Genomic DNA, 19,761 nt, shown 5'->3' with positions numbered 1-19,761 from the left:
TTGGAAATGAATTTCCAATTCTCCGCAGATACGATATAATACTACTGAGGAATATCGTTTTCAATACAGCTTTAAAAGGGGAAAGGGGAACATTATGAATAGGGAAAAGAATCCGGAAGGGAAAAAGAAGCGCTCTTTGAAAACAAATGTGTTATTTACGGTTATTTTCTTTTGGGTGCTGCCGCTTTTGGTTATTATCGGGATCGCGGGTGTCTACACCTCGGATCAGATCCGGAATCGGATGATGGAAAATATTACAAATAGTGTCACCGCTTCTGCGGAAATCTGTGCGGCGCAGATTGATGCGTCGGTGAACGCTTCCTATGTCGCTACATATAATCCCGATATCTCCGATGCTTATTACCGTTATTTGAACCGGAAGATTATGAAATACAGTTCGGATGAGTTGTATGCCGATGTAACAAACTTTCTCAAAGTACAGTACGGCAACAGCAGCCAGTTCGACATGACCGTCCTTTACTACGATGATGACCCCGATACGCTTTATTATACGTACAACGAGACGTCGGGGATGACCTTTGTCCAATATCAGAAATACCATACGGATGTTCATGAAAAGATCTGTGATTTTGCCAAATCGCTCGGAAACCGGGTTGGCTTTTACAGCATGGACGGAAAATATTATTTGGTACGTAATCTGGTGAACAGTTATACGTTTGCGCCTTACGCGACGCTTGTTTTACAGTTGAATAAGGCAAATGTTTTTGGCAACCTGATGAATGTTGTGTATGGAACGGATTCTACTGTTTGGATTGACGACAGCGCCATGCAGATAAAAGGTTCGCTGATTTCAAAGGTTGAATACGAGGCTGCGGTAAATTCCCCGAACCGGTATCCAGCGCTTATCACCGGTTCAAAAAAGATGAATATTGGAACGCTAAACTATGCCATCCGAATAAATTCCTCTGAAATTATGGCGTCTCTTGCGCATTTTCAGTTGCTCCTGTTTTTGCTGTGCCTTTTGGTGCTCCCCCTTCTTTGCTGGGCTTATTACTTCTTTACCCGGAACGTAACCCGGCCGATTTCCAGATTTCTGGAGATGTATCAAAAGCTGGGAAATGGAAATTTCGGTATCCATATGGAAGAAGATTTTCCGAACCGGGATTTTGAACATCTTTCCAAGGATTTTAACCGGATGTCCGACCGCCTGAAAGCGCAGTTTGAACAGATTTATAATGATGAGCTGGCGCTGCGCGACGCAAAAATCATGGCACTCCAGGCCCAGATCAATCCCCATTTTTTGAATAATACGTTGGAACTGATTAACTGGGAATCCCGCATGATCGGCAATGAGAAGATATCCAATATGATTAATGCGCTGGCAACGATGCTTAACGCCGCCATGTGCCGCAAGAACAGCCGCCTGATTCCGCTTTCCGAAGAAATGAAGTACGTAAATTCCTATCTGTATATCATTAAACAGCGGCTTGGAAGCAGGCTGACGGTAAAAATGGAAATTGACGAATCCCTGTTAACCTGTATGGTGCCCCGCCTGGTGATGCAGCCGATTCTTGAAAACGCCGTGGAGCATGGGGTGGATTCCCAGAGAAACGGTCAAATCTTTATCCGGGTTTACCGGGTGGAAAATCAGCTTACCCTCGAGGTGGAAAACACGGGAATCATGACCGAAGACGACAAGCAGAAAATTGCCCGGCTGCTTACGGACGGCTACAATTCCCAGATTGAGCATTCCAGCAGCCTTGGTATTCACAATGTCTATCAGAGGCTGCATATCCTTTACGGTTCGCATGGAAATCTGGAAATCAGCACAGCGGAAAACGGGAATACCGTTGCAAAAATAACACTTCCTGCGGAGCAAAAGTCCTAAAAATCATATAATGAACAATATTATACAACAAATGGCAAGTTCATATATTGTAATAGAATTGTGAAAAAGTTATGATATTTAGCAGAGGACGAATACAATATTTATACAGTATGGAGGAAAATATGAAAAGGATTTTAGCGATGGTTCTGTCAGTCTTAATGGCTGCGTCCGTATTTACAGCGTGCGGAAGCAGCAAGTCTGCCGCAACGGAATCAAAAAGCGATACGCCGTCCGCTGCGGCTGCCGGGAAAAAGGTTTCACTCGACGTAGTTACTTCCTACGGCGGAGACGACGGCAACAGGAAAAACTATGAAGCGGCGGTAAAAGCCTGGGAACAGAAAACCGGCAATACGATCAGGGACTCTTCCGGTACCGGCAACGAGGACTGGAAGGTCAAGGTAATGAACAGCTTTGAAGTCGGTTCCGAACCTGACGTCCTCTTTTTCTTTAACGGAGCGGATTCCAATAAGCTGGTAAAAAACAAAAAGGTCGTCTCAATCGACGAAATCCGCAAACAATATCCCGATTATGCGAAAAATATGAGAGAAGATATGCTGGGCGCTTCTCCTGTGGATGGCAAGAATTACAGCATACCTGTGAACGGTTACTGGGAATCCATGTTTGTAAATACCAAGGTTCTGAAGGATTGCGGAATTACGGTTCCAATGGTGGGCTATACATACGACCAGTTCTTAAAGGACTGCGAAATCATTAAAAATAAGGGCTATACGCCGATTGCAGCCTCTCTTGCGGAAGTTCCGAATTACTGGTTCGAATTTTTAGCCTACAATTATATGAGCCCGACAACCTTTAACACCATGCCACAATCCATCACAGATGATGCCGGTAAGGCGTGGATTAACGGTTTAAATGACTTAAAGGAATTGTTTGAAAAAGGCTATTTCCCCAAGAATACCAATTCCACAACCGATGCGGACACCAACAACCTGATGGCAAAAAATAAGGCGGCCTTCATGATTGACGGTTCCTGGAAAGTCGGCTGGTTTGAGGAAAATATGAAAGAGGATATGGACGGAGACGGGAAGCCGGATATCGAGAATATTGATGTTGTTTTCCCGCCGGTAAAGGGTTCCACAAGAGCTTCCACAGATTACATCGGGGGCATTTCCATGGGTTACTTTATTACCACCAAGGCTTGGAACAACCCTGAAAAGCGCGACGCCTGCGTGGATTTCGTTTCTCATATGACGCAGGACGATGTTGTTTCCACCTTCTGCGCCGCCGGTTCGATTTCCGCTTTGAAGAACGGTGTTATCTCTCCAAGCACGGCATCCCCTCTGGTAAAGAAGGTAAATGAGATGAACAAGAAGGTTACCGGAATTTCTGCCGCTGTTGAAGATTTGATGGATAACAAGAGCGTGCGCACTCCATTTTTTGCCGACGTAAAAAATATGGTTACCGGTAAGCTGGATATTACGAAAGCCGTCGGCAATGTTATTGCCGCCCAGAAAGCTTTCCAAGCGCAGACCTCAAATTCTTCCGAGGCTTCCTGAGTCAATAAACGAAATCGGTTACGCAAATTTGCAGTATGATATGATAATTGACCTACCAAGAATTACACTGGATGAGCCGGGGAGAAAGCCTCTCCCCGGCTTTTTTGAAAAGAGGCAGTCACATGAATGCAATGATATATCGAAAAAAGGGAGCACTATTTTTATTCCTGATCCCGTCCTTGCTTTTTATGGCGGTTTTTTTGTATTACCCGTTTGTCATGAACGTTATTAACAGCTTTTTACATATTACCGCGTTGGGGGATAAGGCGCTCGGCGTCAATCAGCCCTGGTATGAAAATTACGTTAAGCTTTTTCAGGACCCGCTTATGGGCGTGGCCATGAAAAACACGTTTTTGATGATCCTTCTGACCATCGTTTTTCAGGTGGGCATCGCGCTAGTGCTGGCGCTTTTAGTCGACAACATTCGCTTTGGCACCCAGTTTTTCCGTACGGCGTTTTTTTTCCCGATCGTTATCTCCGCCTCCGCGCTCGGCCTGATGTTCAATCTGGTCTTTCTGTATGACGGTGGTATGATCAATCAGCTTTTGCAGGCCATTCACCTTCAGCAGGCCGACCTTCCGATTGATTGGAAGGATAAATCGCACGCGCTTGCCACCATGTTCATTCCGGTTTGCTGGCAGTACGTGGGTTTCTATTTCGTGATTCTCGCGACGGGCTTGAATAATATTTCACAGGAGCTGTACGAAGCGGCTGAAATCGACGGTGCGACCAAAATGCAGCGCATAGGTTGCATCACTCTGCCTTTGCTTCGCAATACGCTTTGTACCTGCCTGGTTTTAGCCATTACCGGTGCGCTGAAAGTCTTTGATCTGCCATGGGTCATGTTCCCTTCCGGAATGCCGATGGATACCACATGGCTGACCGGCACATATATGTACCAGCAGGCATGGAAACTGGGGGACGTAGACTACAGTTCAACAATTGCGATCGCAATTGTGGTTCTGGGAGTTGTCCTTTCTCAGGCCGCAAGCCGCATATTTAAAGAGAAAGAGTATTGAAAGGAAGGAACCAATGACTGCTCTGTCGAAACGGAAAAGCCCGGTCAGCGTCAGTAAGATCATTGTTTATCTGGTACTGATCGTGTGGTCGCTGACCACAATTTACCCCTTTATCTGGGTTATAATGAACTCATTCAAGAAAAATGCCTATATTCAGCAAAGCTCGTTTACCCTACCGGTTGGGAAAAGGTTCACGATGCAAAACTTTCAAACGGCTTTTGAGCGCATTGATATTGGAAGCGCCTATCTGAACAGCCTGCTGATTTCCATAGCGGTAACCATACTGGTGATTATTCTGGCCGGCCTCAGCGCCTTTGCGCTTGCCCGCTACCAGTTCCGGGGCAAAAAAATACTGGAAAGCCTGATTGTTGCCAGCATGATGTTCCCTGTTTTCGCTACCATTATTCCGGTATTCCGTATGGAATACCGGTGGGGAATCGTTAATAATGACAACAATCTGATTTCCCTGCTGAGCGTAATCCTTCCACAGGTTGCCGGGAACCTTTCCTTTGCCATTATTGTACTGCGCGGATATATTCAAGGGCTTCCCATTGAATTGGAAGAGTCGGCTTTTCTGGAAGGCTGCAATGTGGTTCAGATTTTCACGAAGATTATTTTGCCGGTTGCAAAGCCATCCTTTGCTACGGTTTCCATCTTTACGTTCCTCTGGTCTTATAACGACCTGTTTACGCAGATGTTCTTTTTGGATCGCCCCGGAACCCGCACGATCACACTCCTGCTCAGCCAGATTACGTCCCAGGCTGGAACAAACTATGGATTTATGAATGCTTCGGTCATTTTGGTTGTTATTCCGGTTTTGATTATTTACATCTTGCTACAGAAAAACATTATAAAGGGAATGACGATAGGTGCTGTGAAAGGCTGATTTATAGCGGAAACAGCTTTAAAAATACATCTTTTCTTCCTCTGCCCGTATGCGCACGGACATAGTAGCCTTTAGGTTTTTACAGAACGGGAGGTTATGGACTTGTATGACGTAATTCTCGTGGATGATGAATTGGTTATCGTGGAAGGACTGAAAAAAGTCGTAAACTGGAAAAAATACGGGTGCAGAGTGGTTGCAACTGCGGACGACGCAACCACGGGCGCGCAGAAAATCCGGAAATTCAAGCCGGATATCCTGTTTACGGATATCCGCATGGCGCATATAGATGGATTGACAATGCTTGCCGGGGTAAAAAGCGAATTCCCCAATATGCAGATTGCGGTGCTAACCGGATATCGTGATTTCGAATACGCGCAAAAGGCAATTCAACTGGGGGTCACCCGCTTTTTACTGAAGCCCTCGCAAATGGATGAAATTAACGAAACGCTGGAAGTGATGACGGCGAGGCTGGATCAGTTGTATTCGGATTCCGTTGTAAAAATGGATTTTTCCCCGGTGGATTCGGACGGAGAATCCGGCAATATGGTTGTGAGCGCGGCGCTCCAGTATATGAAAGAACATTATACGGAAAAAATAAAGCTGACCGACGTTGCAGATAAAGCTTATGTAAGTCAGTGGCATCTAAGCAAGCTGCTGAATAAATATACGCATCAGAGCTTTAATGACCTGTTGAATCAGATGCGGATTGAAAAAGCGAAGGAGCTTCTTTGCGACCCTTCCCTGAAAGTACATGAAATCGGCGACTATTTAGCGTTTAATGATGTAACGCATTTTTCAAAGACTTTTAAAAAATTTGTACATTGCACACCGCTTGAATATCGGAATTCCGGCTGTGGGAACCGGTCTCCGGCATAGTCCGGCAAGGCGGTGGGGAAAGGGGAGGATTCCGCCCTTTTGCGGCACAGCGGTTTCCCCTTCCAAAGTGCGCCGGAAATTTTATTTGGAAAGGGTAATTCAATGAAAATACTGACGAATCATCTCGGTTATGAAACGGCGGACTATAAAAAAGCGGTATATCAGGGAAAGGAAGGTGACGGCGCGGAACGCTTTTCGCTGGTGGATGAAAGCAGCGGCGAAACGGTTTTTTCCGGAACCGCGCTGTATGCGGGCCCGGTAGGACGCTGGAATACAGGCAGCTACTGGACGATGGATTTTTCCCCAGTTCAAAAGCCGGGAACATATGTTGTTGAATTGGAAACGAACCGCGGGAAGGTTCGATCCTTCCCGTTTGAAATTGCGGTGTGCCAGCACAGCATGCGCATGCTGAATGCAGTGACGTATTATTTTAAAGCGCAGCGCTCAACCGGCGAATGGCTGGAGGAGGATCGCTGCCTGCCTTTTTATGGAGAGCGCGAGGGGGTGCGGGACGTTCACGGAGGTTGGTTCGACGCGACCGGCGATTGCGGTATCCGAATGTCGCACTTATCCCACAGCACGACCCACAATCCCCAGCAGTTGGGGTGGAGCGCCTATGTTTTCTTACAGGCGGCGGATTTGTTGATGAAGTCCGGAAATAAGAATTATTCCATACTGGAGCGGCGTATGCTGGATGAAGGCACTTTCGGTGCGGATTTTATTATGCGCATGCAGGCGCCGTCGGGGTCGTTTTTTACCGCAATCCTGCGTAGCGATTCATTCGGATGCGTGCATGGAAACCGCGGGATCGGATTCGAATACCATCACTCCAGCAATCAGTTTTCAGAAAAAGCGGAAACCGCGGACGAAGAAACCATAGGCGATGAAAATTACGAAGTCAGCTTCCGTTCAGGAGGGGGAATGTGTATTGCGGCGTTGGCGGCGGCGTCCCGCCATTATTACCCCGGTACGGATTTTACACAGGGTCAGTATATTGCCGCGGCGAAACGCGCATGGGACACCCTGTACCATAATAACGAACGTTATACAAATGATGGCCAATGGAATTTGATTGACGAATACTGCGCGCTGTTTGCCGCGACGGAGTTGTATAAGGCAACACGCGAATATGCGTATCTTGTCCGGGCGGAGGAAATGGCCGGTCGCATTATGAACCGCATGCTCCCCCTTGGGGATGCTTTGGCATGGTTTGAGGTCCTGCCCGGAGAGCCGTTTTATTCGGCTACCGATGAGGGAATGCCGGTACTTGCGCTTCTTGCCTTTGCGGAAATTGAACCGGATGCGCGAGAGAAAGTGCGGGCGGAGGCATCTGCTGAAAAGGCGATGCGCTGGTGCCTGCACATGGCCTCCCAGTGTGTGAACCCGTTCGGCTATCCCCGGTATCAGCACCGTGACGCCGACGGGAGGATTGTTAATCGTTTTTTCTACTGCCATGAATCCTCGGCAAAGCCGTGGTGGCAGGGCGACAACGCAAGGCTGGCTTCCCTTTCCAGCGCAGCCCGCGCCGTTGCGGAACGTACTTCCGACCGGCAGCTTCAAGAGGATTTGCTGCGCTTTGCGCAGGATCAGCTGAACTGGATTATGGGGTGCAATCCGTTTGACGCTTGTATGATTGAAGGCTACGGCCGCAACAATATACAGTATTTCTTTAAAGGACGCTACGATTTTATGAACTGCCCGGGCGGCATTTGCAACGGTATTACCAGTGCTTTGCACGACGAGGAAGGAATCGCCTTTATCCGTAAGCCGACAGATGAAATAGATGATAACTGGCGCTGGGCGGAGCAATGGATTCCGCATGCGAGCTGGTTTCTGTTGGCCAATGCGTTAAAGAAGCGATAAAACTTGAAACCATAGAAAGGGGGGAGGCAATCGAGGTTGAATCTGAACCGTTTCCTGTTTTTCTGTAGGGGAGGCGAGAATCAGAAAGGAGGGACTCTCCGTGAGCCTCATTTCCCGGCCTATGACGACCGGACAAATCCAATAAAATAAAATAAGCTTATGCCGAAAAAGCCTGAATGACCATGAGAATCATTCAGGCTTTTCAACCGCTGGTTAATGGGAAATTCGCATTTTTAATTTCGTAACACATTTTTCTTATTACCTTTATAATATCTTCATTTTAATATCATAATTCCTTTGTATACTGAAATCAATCCAAGGGGATAACCGAAATACTGAAATAAATTACTGCTATCAGCCTATGGCCCAGGACGGAATACCGAACCATAGGCCGGCAGACCAAAAACTTCCTTTTTAAGGATTTAATATATAACTTTTTTTCATACCCCTCCCAATTGAAAGTGCTGTCAGCGTTTTGACGGCACTTTTTAATATTGAAAAAACAGAATAAACGGCGTATAATAAAAATTACCAATTCTTTACGGATATTATTCTATGGAAATAGAAGGAGGAGTAAAATTGATTCGATTACGGATGAAAAAGGTGCTGTCCCTTTTTCTTCTTATGACTATTCTGACGGGAGTTGTGCAGTATAGCGGCACAGCGGTTGCTTCGGCTGCAAAATCGGATTTCACCATCGTCCGCGGCGTGCTTACCAAATACAATGGTTCAGCGCCGACGGTCACCATCCCCAATACGGTTACTGCGATTGGCGACTATGCTTTTAAGGAACATACGGAAATGACCGCCGTCAAAATTCCGAACACAGTTACTTCTATTGGGAAATATGCCTTTCAGGAATGCTCTTCCTTAAAGAAAATCGTAATTCCCGACAGCGTTGAGTCGATCGGGATTTATGCGTTTGACCAATGTAGGGACTTAAAAAAAGTAACGCTTTCCAATAAGCTGACAAGCATCGGCGTCCATACATTCAGCGAGTGCGAAAGCCTTATGCAGATTACCATTCCCGACGACGTAACTTCCATTGGAAATTATGCGTTCAGCGACTGCACGGAATTAAAGGACATTACCATTTCAAGCTCGGTAAAATCGGTGGGAAAATATGCGTTCGACGGCTGTAGTGGTCTGACGATCAACGGCTACACAGATTCTTACATCCAGACTTATGCAGAGAAAAATAAAATCCCCTTTAAATCCATTGGCAATGGTACGCTTACCTTGGATACGAGGAGCTTGGTGTTCGCGCCCAGAAGCACTTATACAATCGGCGCGAATCTGGTTGGCTCCAATGTCTATGTCCGTGCGGCTTCCAACAACGGCAAGGTCGTTAAGGTTACAAAGATAAGCAACAAGACCTTCCAGTTAACCGCGCTGAAGGCCGGAAAGTCCGACATTGTTTTTACCGTTTATAAAAAGAATAAACCGATTGCTTCCACAAGCGTAAAGGTTGAAGCGAAATTCAAAGCGGAGACGCGCGGAAATTCTTCCCGGAAAACAATTAAGTTTTAGCATCTAAATTTACAGATAGAGCCCGCAAGCAAATTGCGGGTTTTTGTCATAATCGAATCTTGTTTCTCTGTTGTGAAAAAATAATTTTTTAACTATTTTATAAATTTTCACACAACACTCACATTTTCATGGTATAATGTGTGCGCATAAAACAACCGGGAGGAAATGGAAAATGAAATTTATCAGCCAGAAACGAATCCGCTCCGTAGTTGCGGGTGTTTTAGCTGCCGCAATGATGACGCTGCCGCTGTCCGGCTGTGGGCAAATACAAAATATTAATATCAATTCGGCGCTGGGTAGTGAGGTGTCTTCTCAAGCTGCTGCTTCGGTTGTAAATTCCAAAAGTTCCGTTGCTTCGAAAGCTCCGGAGGCTGTGCAGAAGGCGGCTGTTAAAGCGTCTTCCAAAGAGGTTTTCGGGAATTCTTCCATTAAAAAAATCAAAGAGGATTCTGCCGCGCAGAACAGTACGCACCTGAACGTTATCCGCACCGTGGCGCAGGCGCAGAGCGGCTACACACACATTGACCAGCGGGAAGGCTATAACTATCTTCCCGACATTGCCAGTCGGAATGTTTATAAACAGATTTTCCAGAGCGTTTATAAAATCGCGGTGAAGGCCACCGCCGAGGGATACTACCCCACGCAGAAAATCTTTGTTTCCGGAACGCAGCTTTCCGAAGCCCAGCTTCGTATCATCCTGTTGGCGTTCCTGAACGATAACCCGCAGATTTTCTGGCTCGCAAACGCGTATTCCTACTCTTACGGCAGCGGCGGCACCTATATCCAGCTATATTCGGTTGCGCCGCAGTCAACGTGCAACACCATGATTCAGAAAATGAACCAGAAAATCAGCGAGATTATAAAGGGCATGCCCTCGGGGTTGAACGAGTTTGACCGCGAACTGTACCTCTTTAAGTATATTGCGGACCATTGCACATACAATAACGACGCGGTTACCAATAACAATATCTGGCAGGCGTTTTCCGCCTATGGCGTGCTGATTGACGGCAAGGCCGTATGCGAAGGATACTCCAGAGCCATGCAGCTTCTTTGCAGCTATGCCGGCCTGCAGTGCATGCTTTTGACCGGGCAGAGCAACAATGTAAACCATATGTGGAATGTTATCAAAATCAACGGCAACTGGTATCATCTGGATATTACATGGAGCGACAGCAGCACCCTGGTTTACAATTACTTTAATATTAACGACGCGGTGGTTACCAAGACGCATACGATTTTCCCGAGCGCTTCTACCTTGACCGATGCCCAGATTGAGGGCAAGATTACCGGCAAGGCGGCGGAGTGCAACCTGACGGTTCCGGTCTGTACCGCAACGGCGGATAACTACTTTAAGGTAAAGGGCATTAAGGTCGGCAATCTGGATAGTGCGGACGACAATGCTGCCATAGCCGCTTTCACTTCCGCCATTCAGAGCAAGAGCGCTTCGGTTTCCTTCTATGTGGATGACAGCGTCGATTATGACCAGACCCTTGCGAAGCTGGTAACTGTTTCGCCGTATAAAATCCAGAATTGGGTATTGGATGCAAATACGAACAGTACCGGCAGCAAGATCAATACCAATAATTTGAAATATCTGACTGACAAGGATAACCGCGGCTTGACGATTTTCCTGTCCTATCAATAATCCCTTAAAAATGCCCCCGAAACGTTGGCTGTTCAAACACAGCGATGCCAGCGTTTTGGGGATTCTGTTTTTAGGAACGGATCATGCCCACATTCTGATTCCAGGGGAGCTGCCCGCATATCCATATTCTGTACGGTATTGGAATGGCACGGTTCGGAGCGTTTGCGGATCCTTTGCAAACCATTTTTTGATTTTACAGGGGAAAATTGTTTTGCTATAATATTGGCAACAAAGACAGAACAGGGGGCGGCGGGCATGATTATCGGTGCGGCGGAAATAACGCTGTACGCGCCATGGGTTCGTTCCCTCAAAGAGAAGCGCATGGTGGTAAAAAGTATTCTTAATAAAGTGCGGAACCGTTTTCCGGTATCCGCCGCGGAAACGGGTTTGCAGGACGTGCATCAGACGGCTGTCATCGGGGTTGCCTGTGTTGCCGGTACGGTTTCCCAGGCGGACAGTATTCTTGACCATGTGATCGGTTTTATTGAGGAGAACACCGATGCGCAAATTACGAATATTGCAAGGGGAATCAGGTGAACGGCATGCGCCTTTTTATCGCTGTAAATTTTAGTGAACCGGTGAAAGACCGTCTTACCGGGTGGATACAGAAGCTGAAGGAATACGGCGCCGGCGGGAACTTTTCCCGCCGGGAGAATCTGCATCTTACGCTTGCCTTTATCGGGGAAACGGACAATGTGGAGAAAGTAAGGCAGGCAATGGACAAGGTTTCCGCAGAGCCCTTTGTGCTGACGGTTGGTGGGCTTGGGTGCTTCCGTCGGAATGGCGGCGATATCTGTTGGGCCGGCGTGGAAAAGAACGACACTTTGCTTTCTGTGCACAGCCAGCTTTGCTCCGCTCTGCGGTTTGCGGGATATTCCATTGAAAACCGGGAGTTCAAACCGCACCTCACTCTTGGACGGGAAGTGGTTTTCCCTTCCGGCTTTTCCATCCGCGATTTTGAGGGACGGATTTCTCCCTTGACGGAGCAGGTGCGGAAAATCAGCCTGATGAAATCGGAACGTATCGGTGGAAAGCTGATCTATACGGAAATTTATGAAAAGCGGCTGGAACCACGGGAAAACAGGTGACTTATGGACGGAAAATGGAGAGCGAAATCTTGCGCTGGTGGATATTGTGCTGAAAAAAGATCAGCCGACGGGCAGGCTGACGCGCGGGCATGTAAAGCGGATTCTTACCCGCTGCCCCAGCCATCCGCATGGGATAAAGGTTATGCTGGCGGAGGGCGGTCAGGTTAGCCGTGTTCAGCAGGTTTTACCGGAGGAAGGAAAGGGCAAGGAATGAAAAAGTGGTTTTTCTATGATATGGATATTGGGAACATCGGGATTGGCTGTAAGGATACCGGTATCACCGATGCCCTTTTGCCCGGGGGACTGCCGGACGATACGGGAACTGTTGCGGAAACGCAATTGCACAGGGAAGCGTTCCGCCAGCTTAAGGAGTATTTCGCGGGAACACGCAGGGAATTTTCCCTGCCACTTTCTCCCGAAGGGACAGAATTTCAAAAAAGAGTTTGGAAATGCCTTTTGTCCATTCCGTACGGCGAAACGCGCAGTTATAAGCAAATTGCGGAAATGGCAGGGTGCCCCCGCGGATACAGGGCGGTGGGTATGGCGAACAACCGGAACCCGATTCCGATATTTATACCCTGCCACCGTGTAATCGGAGCGAACGGTTCGCTTGTGGGTTACGGCGGTGGGCTGGATATAAAAAAGAAGCTGCTTCGCCTGGAACAAGGTCGATAAAATTACTCCTTGCGCCACAATCGATTTTAAAATCCGTTGCATTTTCTTTTTACAATAAAGCTGATAAAAAGAATTGTCCATTGGCATAATAGTATTGTATAATAAAGGAAAATTATATTTTGCCGCTTAAAACGGTATTGGTGTAATTGCGCAGGACGAAATAAAAAAGCGGGATAAATTTTAGGCGGATGGGATGGATAGGATGGAATCAAAGCAGGGACAGTTTGAAGCAATGGAGCGGCACCTGATGGAAGACAGCTGCCCTTCCGAATATTTTAAAGGTTTGGACAAAGCAGGCGCGCTTCGGGAGCATCCGTTTTCCATGCTCCTTCATTTAAAGGACGCACAGCAGTCGCCGGAGCACCATCCGGAGGGAAATGTATGGAATCATACCATGCTTGTCATCGACGAAGCCGCAAAGGCGAAAGAAAAAAGCAGCGACCCGCGGGTGTTCATGTGGGCGGCGCTGCTGCACGATTTGGGGAAGCCGGGCACAACCAGAGTCCGCAAGGGCAGGATTACGTCGTATGACCACGATAAGCTCGGCGCAAAACTGGCATATGAATTTCTTTCCCCGTTTGTCCACGACACGACATTTGTTGAGAAGGTATGCGCGCTGGTGCGTTGGCACATGCAGATTCTGTTCGTGGTCAAAGGCCTTCCGTTCGCGGACATTCCGGCAATGAAAAGCCAGACTTCGATTGACGACGTTGCCCTTCTGGGTCTGTGTGACCGGCTGGGGCGTTTAAATCCCGACCGGGAAAAAGAGGAGAGGAACGTCCGGGATTTTTTAGAGAAATGCCGGACCAAATAGATTTGGAGGGGCGCTATGCAAAAAATAGCTGTCGTTTATAAATCCAAAACAGGATATACCGAAAGGTATGCGCGCTGGCTGGCCGAGGATACGGGCGCGGACCTTTTGCAGGCGAATTATGTAAAGGTAGAAGATTTGCTTCGTTATGACACGATCGTGTACGGCGGCGGACTTTATGCCGGTGGGATTAACGGAGTAAAACGGATTACCAGACATATGAAAGAACTGGGGAACAGGAAGATAATCGTTTTCGGCGTCGGAGTATCCCCCTGCCGCCCCGAGATTTGCGACAAGGTAGAAAAATACAATTTTCCTGCTGAAATACGGGGAAAAATCCGCTTCTTTCTGCTGCGCGGCGGTTTCAATTACAGTAAGTGCAATTTGGTCGATAAAATGCTGATGAATATGTTGAAGGTAAAGCTCAAAAAAGCGCCCGACACGGATAAGGACGCGAAGGGCATGCTCGCCTGCTACGACCATCCGGCGGACTTTACAAACCGCGAAGCCCTAAAACCAATCCTTGCATGCATCCGGAATGAGAAAACGGGTGAGGAAGCCTGATAATTGCGCCGTTTCGTCAAATACTATTGCTGAGGTGATAGTATGTCGAAGGCAAGCGTGTATTTTCGGCTGGATAATTTGTCCGGTAAAAAAGACGTAAAGAAAATAAAACAGGAGCTGGATTCCCTTCCCGGGGTCCTTTCCGTCAGCGTCAATGATCGGAATGATACGGTAGCTGTGGATTATGACAATTCCGGTGTGGAATATAACCGGCTTGAAGGCAAAATACAGGAAATGGGATTCCGGATTCTTTCCGAAGCAAATCAGACGCATAAGATGTAGGAGGGGCTATGGACAATAAGAGAGAGGATAACCAAAAAACGGTACGGTCCGATGATCAGGATAATATGCCCAATCGCGCCGGAAAAGCGGAAAATCAGAATCAGGGGCATAATGTGAAAAAGGTTGCTTTAGGCCCGAACATCAAACGGTGAAAGCAGGCTGCTCTGGGTGAATTTTGAACATTTTTCATCGGTCTTGTGGAATAATTTCCTGCGGTGGGGCAAACTATAGGATTAGGAAATCTTTTCCTTAAAAAGATAATTGGTCAGTTCTGACCGGAAAGAGGGATGTTTATGATAGCAACACTTGACAGAAGCGGATGCATTTCCTGCGGGCTTTGCCCGGAGACCTGCCCCGAAGTTTTTCGTATGGGCGACGACGGCGTAGCCGAAGTCTGGAACGAGAATGTTCCCCCCGAAGCGGAAGACAAAGCCATTCAGGCGCAGGAAGGCTGCCCTGTATCGGTTATCACAGTAGAATAACGCAGGGAAAAAGAAGGGGAAGCCCAAACGGGGCTTCCCTTTCTTTTAATGTAAGTCAATCTTGTCAAGAATGCCGGAAAGATAGGCGATTGCAACGCCGTAGTTTGTCATGGGTACACCCTGCGCGCGGGCGCGTTCAATGCGGGACAGCACATATTTCCGGTTAAACATACAGGCGCCGCATTGGATAACTAGGTCATAATACGTTAAATCCTCCGGAAAATCCGTACCGCTCACAACGTTCACCGTCAGTTTTTCTCCGAACCTTTTCCGCAGCATGCGGGGGATTTTTTCGCGGCCGATATCCTCCGCAAGCGGGGCGTGGGTGCAGGCTTCGGCAATCAGTACCCTGGAGTCCTGCGAAAGGAAATCGATGGCATGGGCGCTTTCCACATAGTAATTCAGGTCGCCCTTGTAATTTGCGAATAGAATGGAAAAAGAGGTCAGCTTGCTTTCCTTCGGCTTTTTCTCATAAACAGTCTTGAAAACCTGTGAATCGGTGATGATCAGATTCGGCGGTTCTTTCAGGCAGGCGAGGGACTCGTCCAGCTTGTCGGTCGTCGCGCTTAGCACGATACATTTTTTGTCCAGAAGGTCGCGGATGGTTTGTACTTGCGGAAGAATCAGCCGCCCTTTCGGGGCCTGAATGTCCTGCGGCATGACGAGCAGGACAATGTCGCCGTTTTCCGCAAGGCCGCCGGTAATGCTTTTTACGTCGTAATCCTCAGGAAGAAGGCGAATTAGCTCCTCGCGAATTTTCTCCATTCCGGTTCTTTCTTTTGCGCTGACAAGAACCGGTTTTAACCCGCAGGCTTTTTCAATTTCCTGAATGAGCTGTCCCGAATCGGGAAGGAGGTCCGATTTGTTCAGTACCGAGATGACGGGAATCTTCCGCTTGCGCAGGGTATGCACCCATGCGGTTTCCTGCGAAAAGTCCCGGCCGCTGAAAACAACAAGGGCGATATCTGTTCGGTCAATCACCTTTTTGGTTTTATCCACGCGCATTTGCCCCAGCTCGCCCACGTCGTCGAAGCCGGCGGTGTCGATAAAGACGCAGGGCCCGATTCCGTGGATTTCCATGGACTTAAAGACCGGGTCGGCCGTGGTTCCGGCCACATCCGAAACCAGCGCGGTTTCCTGCCGGGTAAGCGCGTTCACCAGCGAGGATTTCCCGCTGTTGCGCTTTCCGAAGATGCCAATGTGCAGGCGGTTTGCCCTTGGGGTATCCGTTAAACTCATCTTTCTTCCCTCTTTTCCTTTTTCTTTCGCTGCTTAGAAACGGAAATCGCGTTTCCCATGGTGCAGTTCCGTTAAATATTCCATGGCGGTTGCGCGGACTTTTTCGTTCGGAATATTCTGGACTTCTTTCGCAATCAGCGCTTCGCCCTTTTGCCTTGTGTCCGTCAACGCATAATCCTCCAGATATTCTTTCAGCGTCATCAGCGCGTTCGGATGGCAGCAGTTCGCAATCTGGCCGGATTTTACAAGCTGCATAAAGCGGTCACCCGTCCGTCCGGAACGGTAGCAAGCCGTGCAGAAGCTCGGTATGTAGCCGAGTCCCAGCAGCCAGTTGACGACTTGGTCCAGCGTACGGGTGTCGTTCACGTCGAACTGTGAGGTGTTTTCCTCTTCCGGCTCAGGCTCGCAGTAACCGCCGACGCTGGTGCGGGAACCGCCGCTGATTTGGGAGACGCCCAGATCAAGGACGCGCTCACGGGTTTTCTGCGATTCGCGGGTGGAAATGATCATGCCGGTGTACGGAACCGCAATCCGCAGGACGGCTACAATTTTTTCGAAGATTTCGTCCGAAATGGCGTTAGTAAAGTTGGCGGGGTCAATGTCGTCGGCGGGCCGGATGCGCGGTACGCTGATCGTGTGAGGGCCAACGCCCATGGCGGCTTCCAGGTGCTCCGCGTGCATCAGCAGCCCGACGAAGTCATAGCGGTACATATTTAGCCCGAACAGTACACCGATGCCTACGTCGTCGATGCCGCCTTCCATTGCGCGGTCCATTGCCTCGGTATGGTAGGCGTAATTGCTCTTTGGTCCGGTTGGGTGAAGCTCCTCGTAGCTTTTTTTATTGTAGGTTTCCTGAAACAGGATGTAGGTGCCGATTCCGGCTTCCTTCAGCTTGCGGTAATTTTCTACTGTTGTGGCGGCGATATTTACGTTTACGCGGCGGATGGCTCCGTTTTTATGTTTGATGTTGTAAATCGTGTGGATGCTTTCCAGAACGTATTCGATCGGGCAGTTGACGGGGTCTTCACCGGTTTCCAGCGCCAGCCGCTTGTGTCCCATATCCTGCAGCGCGATGACCTCGCGGGCGATTTCCTCCTGTGTCAGTTTTTTGCGGGTAATGGTCTTATTTTTATGATGGTAGGGGCAGTATACGCAGCCGTTGACGCAGTAGTTTGACAGGTACAACGGCGCGAACAGAACGATCCGGTTTCCGTAAAAACGCAACTTGATTTCTTTTGCAAGCTGAAACATTTTTTCGTTTTCATCCGGCAGGTCGCATTCAAGAAGCACAGCGGCTTCCCGGTGGGTCAGGCCCTTGCAGTCCTTCGCGCGTTCGAGCAGGCTGTCGATCAGCGCTCGGTTGCTCTTGTTTTTTCGCGCGTATTCGAGGGTGTCCAGTATTTCCTCGTCGTTGATGAATTCGGTTGCGATTCTTGATTTGCAGTCGTACATCGTGAAAACTCCTTTAATCGTTCATTTTTGCGGGACGGTAATCGCCGCGGTCCACCACAATTTCGTATCCGATTTTCCGCATACGGTTCTGAAGGCAGAAACGGCACTCGGCGGCTTCCTCCCCAGTACAGATTTTGTTGTCGTAAAGCTCGTACTTTTTCCGCACGCCCACCGGGGAAAGATTCGGCATGACTACGTTTGCTCCGGCTAAAATCCCTTTTTCCCGTCCTTCCGGATGAATGGTGCCAAGGGCGGTTGTGGCGGGGAGCAGGGCGTTCGGAAGCATCAGCCGTAAAATGCTGATTAAATGCAGCGTCCTTTCCAGTTTTCCCGCCGGGAAATCGGCAAAGGGCGTGTCGTGATGGGGGACAAAAGGGCCGATCCCCACCATCTGCGGGTCAAATCGCTTGATAAAAAGCAGGTCTTCGGCAAGGTTTTCCGTTGTCTGGTAAGGCGAGTCGACCATAAAGCCCGTGCCGGTCTGATAGCCGAGCCCTTTCAGCTGTTCCAGGCAGCGCATGCGGTTCGCAAGGGAAAGCTCCGGCGGGTGCAGCTTTCCGTAATGCTCCGGGTTTGCCGTTTCGTGCCGCAAAAGGTAGCGGTCGGAACCGGCTTCGCGGAATCTGCGGTAGGCTTCTTCGCTTTTTTCCCCGATGGAAAGAGTTACGGCGCAGTCGGGGTATGCTTTTTTGATGGAGAACACTAGGTCGGCAATCTTGTCATCCGTATAGAACGGGTCCTCGCCGCCCTGTAAAACAAAGGTGCGGAAGCCGAGGGAATACCCGTTTTCGCAGCAGGATAAGATCTCTTCCTTGGTCAGGCGGTACCGTTTGGCGTTTCGGTTGCTTTTCCGGATTCCACAGTAGAAACAGTCGTTCTTGCAGTAATTCGTGAATTCAATCAGCCCGCGTACATAAATCCGGTTGCCGAAATTCCTGTTTGTAACGCTCCTTGCCTTTTCAAAAAGGTAGGGGGCGCTTTTTGCCGTCAGATTGTCCAGCAGAGCGCAAAGCTCGTCTTTACGCAGTATATTTTGTTTATATAGCTTGTCAATTAATTCTTTCATTGGCAGTTGTCCTTACTGTTGCGCTTCCGAAGCGGGCAGCTTGGAATAAACGGTTTTCGTGCTGACATGGGGCAGCATGCCCAGTTTGCCGGAGAGTGCGCTGATGACGTTGTTGGGCGCGTCCATGACAACGCTGATGACGGAGATATGGCGTTTATGGTAGGGTACACCCATCCTGCCGATAATGTATTCTCCGTACTCGTGCAGAATCGCGTTGATTTTTTCGACGGAGTCGGTGTTTTCGACCACAATGCCAATAAGCGCGATTCGTGAATCCATTTCCATCCCTTCTTCCTATCGAAATTTTGTGAAGCCTGAAAAGAAAAAATCCCTGTGCCGGTAAGGCACAGGGACAGCAAAGCAAGACCGGGGCACGACAGTTCCCCGGTTTCATTACTATTCACTCGCCTTTCCATTTGGGACGAACCCTCATGCAGTCAGTACGATTTCTTTTTCAAGTACACAAGGTTTGCCGTAAGAATTCGTCTTTCCGACTCACCTATAGTATTGTCAAAATTATATCATATTTTAAGCCGGAGTCAAGATGCGCAGGAAAGAATTCGCCGTACAAATTTAGGAAAAGCCTCCGTATGGTGGTAGCATACGAAGGCCAGGGGAGAGAACTATCTCAAATAGAGGGAGATTTTCAAAGGTTCTTTTCTAAAAAATCACGGATTGCCGCGGCGGCGTTTTCTTCGTCGGGGCCGTCGACGGTTACTTGAATGGTTTCGCCCTTTTTAGCGGCCAGGCTCATGACGGAAAAAATGCGTTTCGCGTCCGCGGCTTTTCCGTTTTTTATAAGCCTGATGGAGGAGGTGAATTTTCCGGCTTCTTTCACAAGCATTCCTGCCGGCCTTGCGTGAATCCCTTCCGGGTCGGTAATAACATAACAGAATTCTTTCATTACAGCTTCCTTTTCT

Annotated in this window: 22 protein-coding genes; 17 read left to right on the top strand and 5 right to left on the bottom strand. The window is 48.5% G+C overall.

Annotated features, from left to right (window positions below; genetic code table 11):
- The first annotated feature begins 94 nt into the window (after positions 1-94).
- The 17 genes from P9B68_RS07580 to P9B68_RS07500 all read left to right on the top strand — a co-directional run bounded on the left by P9B68_RS07580 (position 95) and on the right by P9B68_RS07500 (position 15,084).
- Positions 95-1,849, top strand: coding sequence for a sensor histidine kinase (locus P9B68_RS07580; RefSeq protein WP_277668794.1), 1,755 nt, complete (start codon positions 95-97; stop codon positions 1,847-1,849).
- Positions 1,850-1,971: 122 nt separating this feature from the next.
- Positions 1,972-3,363, top strand: coding sequence for an ABC transporter substrate-binding protein (locus P9B68_RS07575; protein ID WP_135660185.1), 1,392 nt, complete (start codon positions 1,972-1,974; stop codon positions 3,361-3,363).
- Positions 3,364-3,485: 122 nt separating this feature from the next.
- Positions 3,486-4,382 carry a carbohydrate ABC transporter permease gene (locus P9B68_RS07570; RefSeq protein WP_135660187.1) on the top strand — a complete coding sequence of 299 codons (897 nt, stop codon included), beginning with the start codon at positions 3,486-3,488 and terminating at the stop codon, positions 4,380-4,382.
- Between the two features lie 13 nt (positions 4,383-4,395).
- On the top strand, positions 4,396-5,268 hold the full coding sequence (locus P9B68_RS07565; protein ID WP_135660189.1) for a carbohydrate ABC transporter permease: 873 nt from the start codon (positions 4,396-4,398) through the stop codon (positions 5,266-5,268).
- A 102-nt stretch (positions 5,269-5,370) separates the two neighbouring features.
- Positions 5,371-6,144: a response regulator transcription factor gene (locus tag P9B68_RS07560; RefSeq protein WP_135660191.1), complete on the top strand. Its 774-nt coding sequence runs from the start codon at positions 5,371-5,373 to the stop codon at positions 6,142-6,144.
- A gap of 102 nt (positions 6,145-6,246) precedes the next feature.
- On the top strand, positions 6,247-8,007 hold the full coding sequence (locus P9B68_RS07555) for a glycoside hydrolase family 9 protein (protein ID WP_277668793.1): 1,761 nt from the start codon (positions 6,247-6,249) through the stop codon (positions 8,005-8,007).
- Between the two features lie 579 nt (positions 8,008-8,586).
- Positions 8,587-9,537 (top strand): leucine-rich repeat domain-containing protein, encoded by a 951-nt coding sequence (locus P9B68_RS07550; RefSeq protein WP_167875210.1) that lies wholly within the window; start codon positions 8,587-8,589, stop codon positions 9,535-9,537.
- 172 nt (positions 9,538-9,709) lie between these two features.
- Positions 9,710-11,182 carry a transglutaminase domain-containing protein gene (locus tag P9B68_RS07545; RefSeq protein ID WP_167875211.1) on the top strand — a complete coding sequence of 491 codons (1,473 nt, stop codon included), beginning with the start codon at positions 9,710-9,712 and terminating at the stop codon, positions 11,180-11,182.
- 255 nt (positions 11,183-11,437) lie between these two features.
- The gene (locus P9B68_RS07540; protein ID WP_135660200.1) at positions 11,438-11,719 is read left to right on the top strand and encodes a DUF503 domain-containing protein; all 282 of its coding nucleotides are present in this window, start codon (positions 11,438-11,440) and stop codon (positions 11,717-11,719) included.
- Between the two features lie 5 nt (positions 11,720-11,724).
- Positions 11,725-12,270, top strand: coding sequence for an RNA 2',3'-cyclic phosphodiesterase (thpR, locus tag P9B68_RS07535; protein ID WP_135660202.1), 546 nt, complete (start codon positions 11,725-11,727; stop codon positions 12,268-12,270).
- Positions 12,236-12,484, top strand: a complete 249-nt coding sequence (locus P9B68_RS07530; protein WP_135660204.1) for a YwbE family protein — start codon at positions 12,236-12,238, stop codon at positions 12,482-12,484. The genes thpR and P9B68_RS07530 overlap by 35 nt, the downstream gene beginning before the upstream one ends.
- Positions 12,481-12,945, top strand: coding sequence for a methylated-DNA--[protein]-cysteine S-methyltransferase (locus P9B68_RS07525; protein ID WP_135660206.1), 465 nt, complete (start codon positions 12,481-12,483; stop codon positions 12,943-12,945). The genes P9B68_RS07530 and P9B68_RS07525 overlap by 4 nt, the downstream gene beginning before the upstream one ends.
- A gap of 193 nt (positions 12,946-13,138) precedes the next feature.
- Complete coding sequence (locus P9B68_RS07520; protein WP_330686099.1) at positions 13,139-13,759, top strand: HDIG domain-containing metalloprotein; 621 nt, start codon at positions 13,139-13,141, stop codon at positions 13,757-13,759.
- A 15-nt stretch (positions 13,760-13,774) separates the two neighbouring features.
- On the top strand, positions 13,775-14,320 hold the full coding sequence (locus P9B68_RS07515; RefSeq protein WP_243113015.1) for a flavodoxin domain-containing protein: 546 nt from the start codon (positions 13,775-13,777) through the stop codon (positions 14,318-14,320).
- A gap of 42 nt (positions 14,321-14,362) precedes the next feature.
- Positions 14,363-14,602, top strand: coding sequence for a heavy-metal-associated domain-containing protein (locus P9B68_RS07510; protein WP_135660210.1), 240 nt, complete (start codon positions 14,363-14,365; stop codon positions 14,600-14,602).
- Positions 14,603-14,610: 8 nt separating this feature from the next.
- The gene (locus P9B68_RS07505; RefSeq protein WP_277668792.1) at positions 14,611-14,754 is read left to right on the top strand and encodes a hypothetical protein; all 144 of its coding nucleotides are present in this window, start codon (positions 14,611-14,613) and stop codon (positions 14,752-14,754) included.
- 141 nt (positions 14,755-14,895) lie between these two features.
- Positions 14,896-15,084 (top strand): ferredoxin, encoded by a 189-nt coding sequence (locus tag P9B68_RS07500; protein WP_135660212.1) that lies wholly within the window; start codon positions 14,896-14,898, stop codon positions 15,082-15,084.
- Positions 15,085-15,129: 45 nt separating this feature from the next.
- Here the strand turns inward: P9B68_RS07500 and hydF are convergent, their stop codons facing one another.
- The 5 genes from hydF to P9B68_RS07475 form a co-directional block, all read right to left on the bottom strand.
- Positions 15,130-16,323 (bottom strand): [FeFe] hydrogenase H-cluster maturation GTPase HydF, encoded by a 1,194-nt coding sequence (gene hydF, locus P9B68_RS07495; protein ID WP_277668791.1) that lies wholly within the window; start codon positions 16,321-16,323, stop codon positions 15,130-15,132.
- Positions 16,324-16,356: 33 nt separating this feature from the next.
- Complete coding sequence (gene hydG, locus P9B68_RS07490; protein ID WP_277668790.1) at positions 16,357-17,775, bottom strand: [FeFe] hydrogenase H-cluster radical SAM maturase HydG; 1,419 nt, start codon at positions 17,773-17,775, stop codon at positions 16,357-16,359.
- A gap of 13 nt (positions 17,776-17,788) precedes the next feature.
- Positions 17,789-18,841, bottom strand: a complete 1,053-nt coding sequence (gene hydE / locus P9B68_RS07485) for a [FeFe] hydrogenase H-cluster radical SAM maturase HydE (RefSeq protein ID WP_277668789.1) — start codon at positions 18,839-18,841, stop codon at positions 17,789-17,791.
- Positions 18,842-18,853: 12 nt separating this feature from the next.
- Positions 18,854-19,120, bottom strand: a complete 267-nt coding sequence (locus tag P9B68_RS07480) for a TM1266 family iron-only hydrogenase system putative regulator (protein WP_135660220.1) — start codon at positions 19,118-19,120, stop codon at positions 18,854-18,856.
- A 367-nt stretch (positions 19,121-19,487) separates the two neighbouring features.
- On the bottom strand, positions 19,488-19,745 hold the full coding sequence (locus tag P9B68_RS07475) for an HPr family phosphocarrier protein (RefSeq protein ID WP_135660222.1): 258 nt from the start codon (positions 19,743-19,745) through the stop codon (positions 19,488-19,490).
- Between the last annotated feature and the right edge of the window lie 16 nt (positions 19,746-19,761).

The sequence above is a fragment of the Caproiciproducens galactitolivorans genome (genome assembly GCF_029266045.1).
GTDB classification, from domain to species: Bacteria; Bacillota; Clostridia; order Oscillospirales; family Acutalibacteraceae; genus Caproiciproducens; species Caproiciproducens galactitolivorans.
Note: the sequence above shows the minus strand (reverse complement) of the source record. Positions and strands in the feature narration are given on the sequence as shown.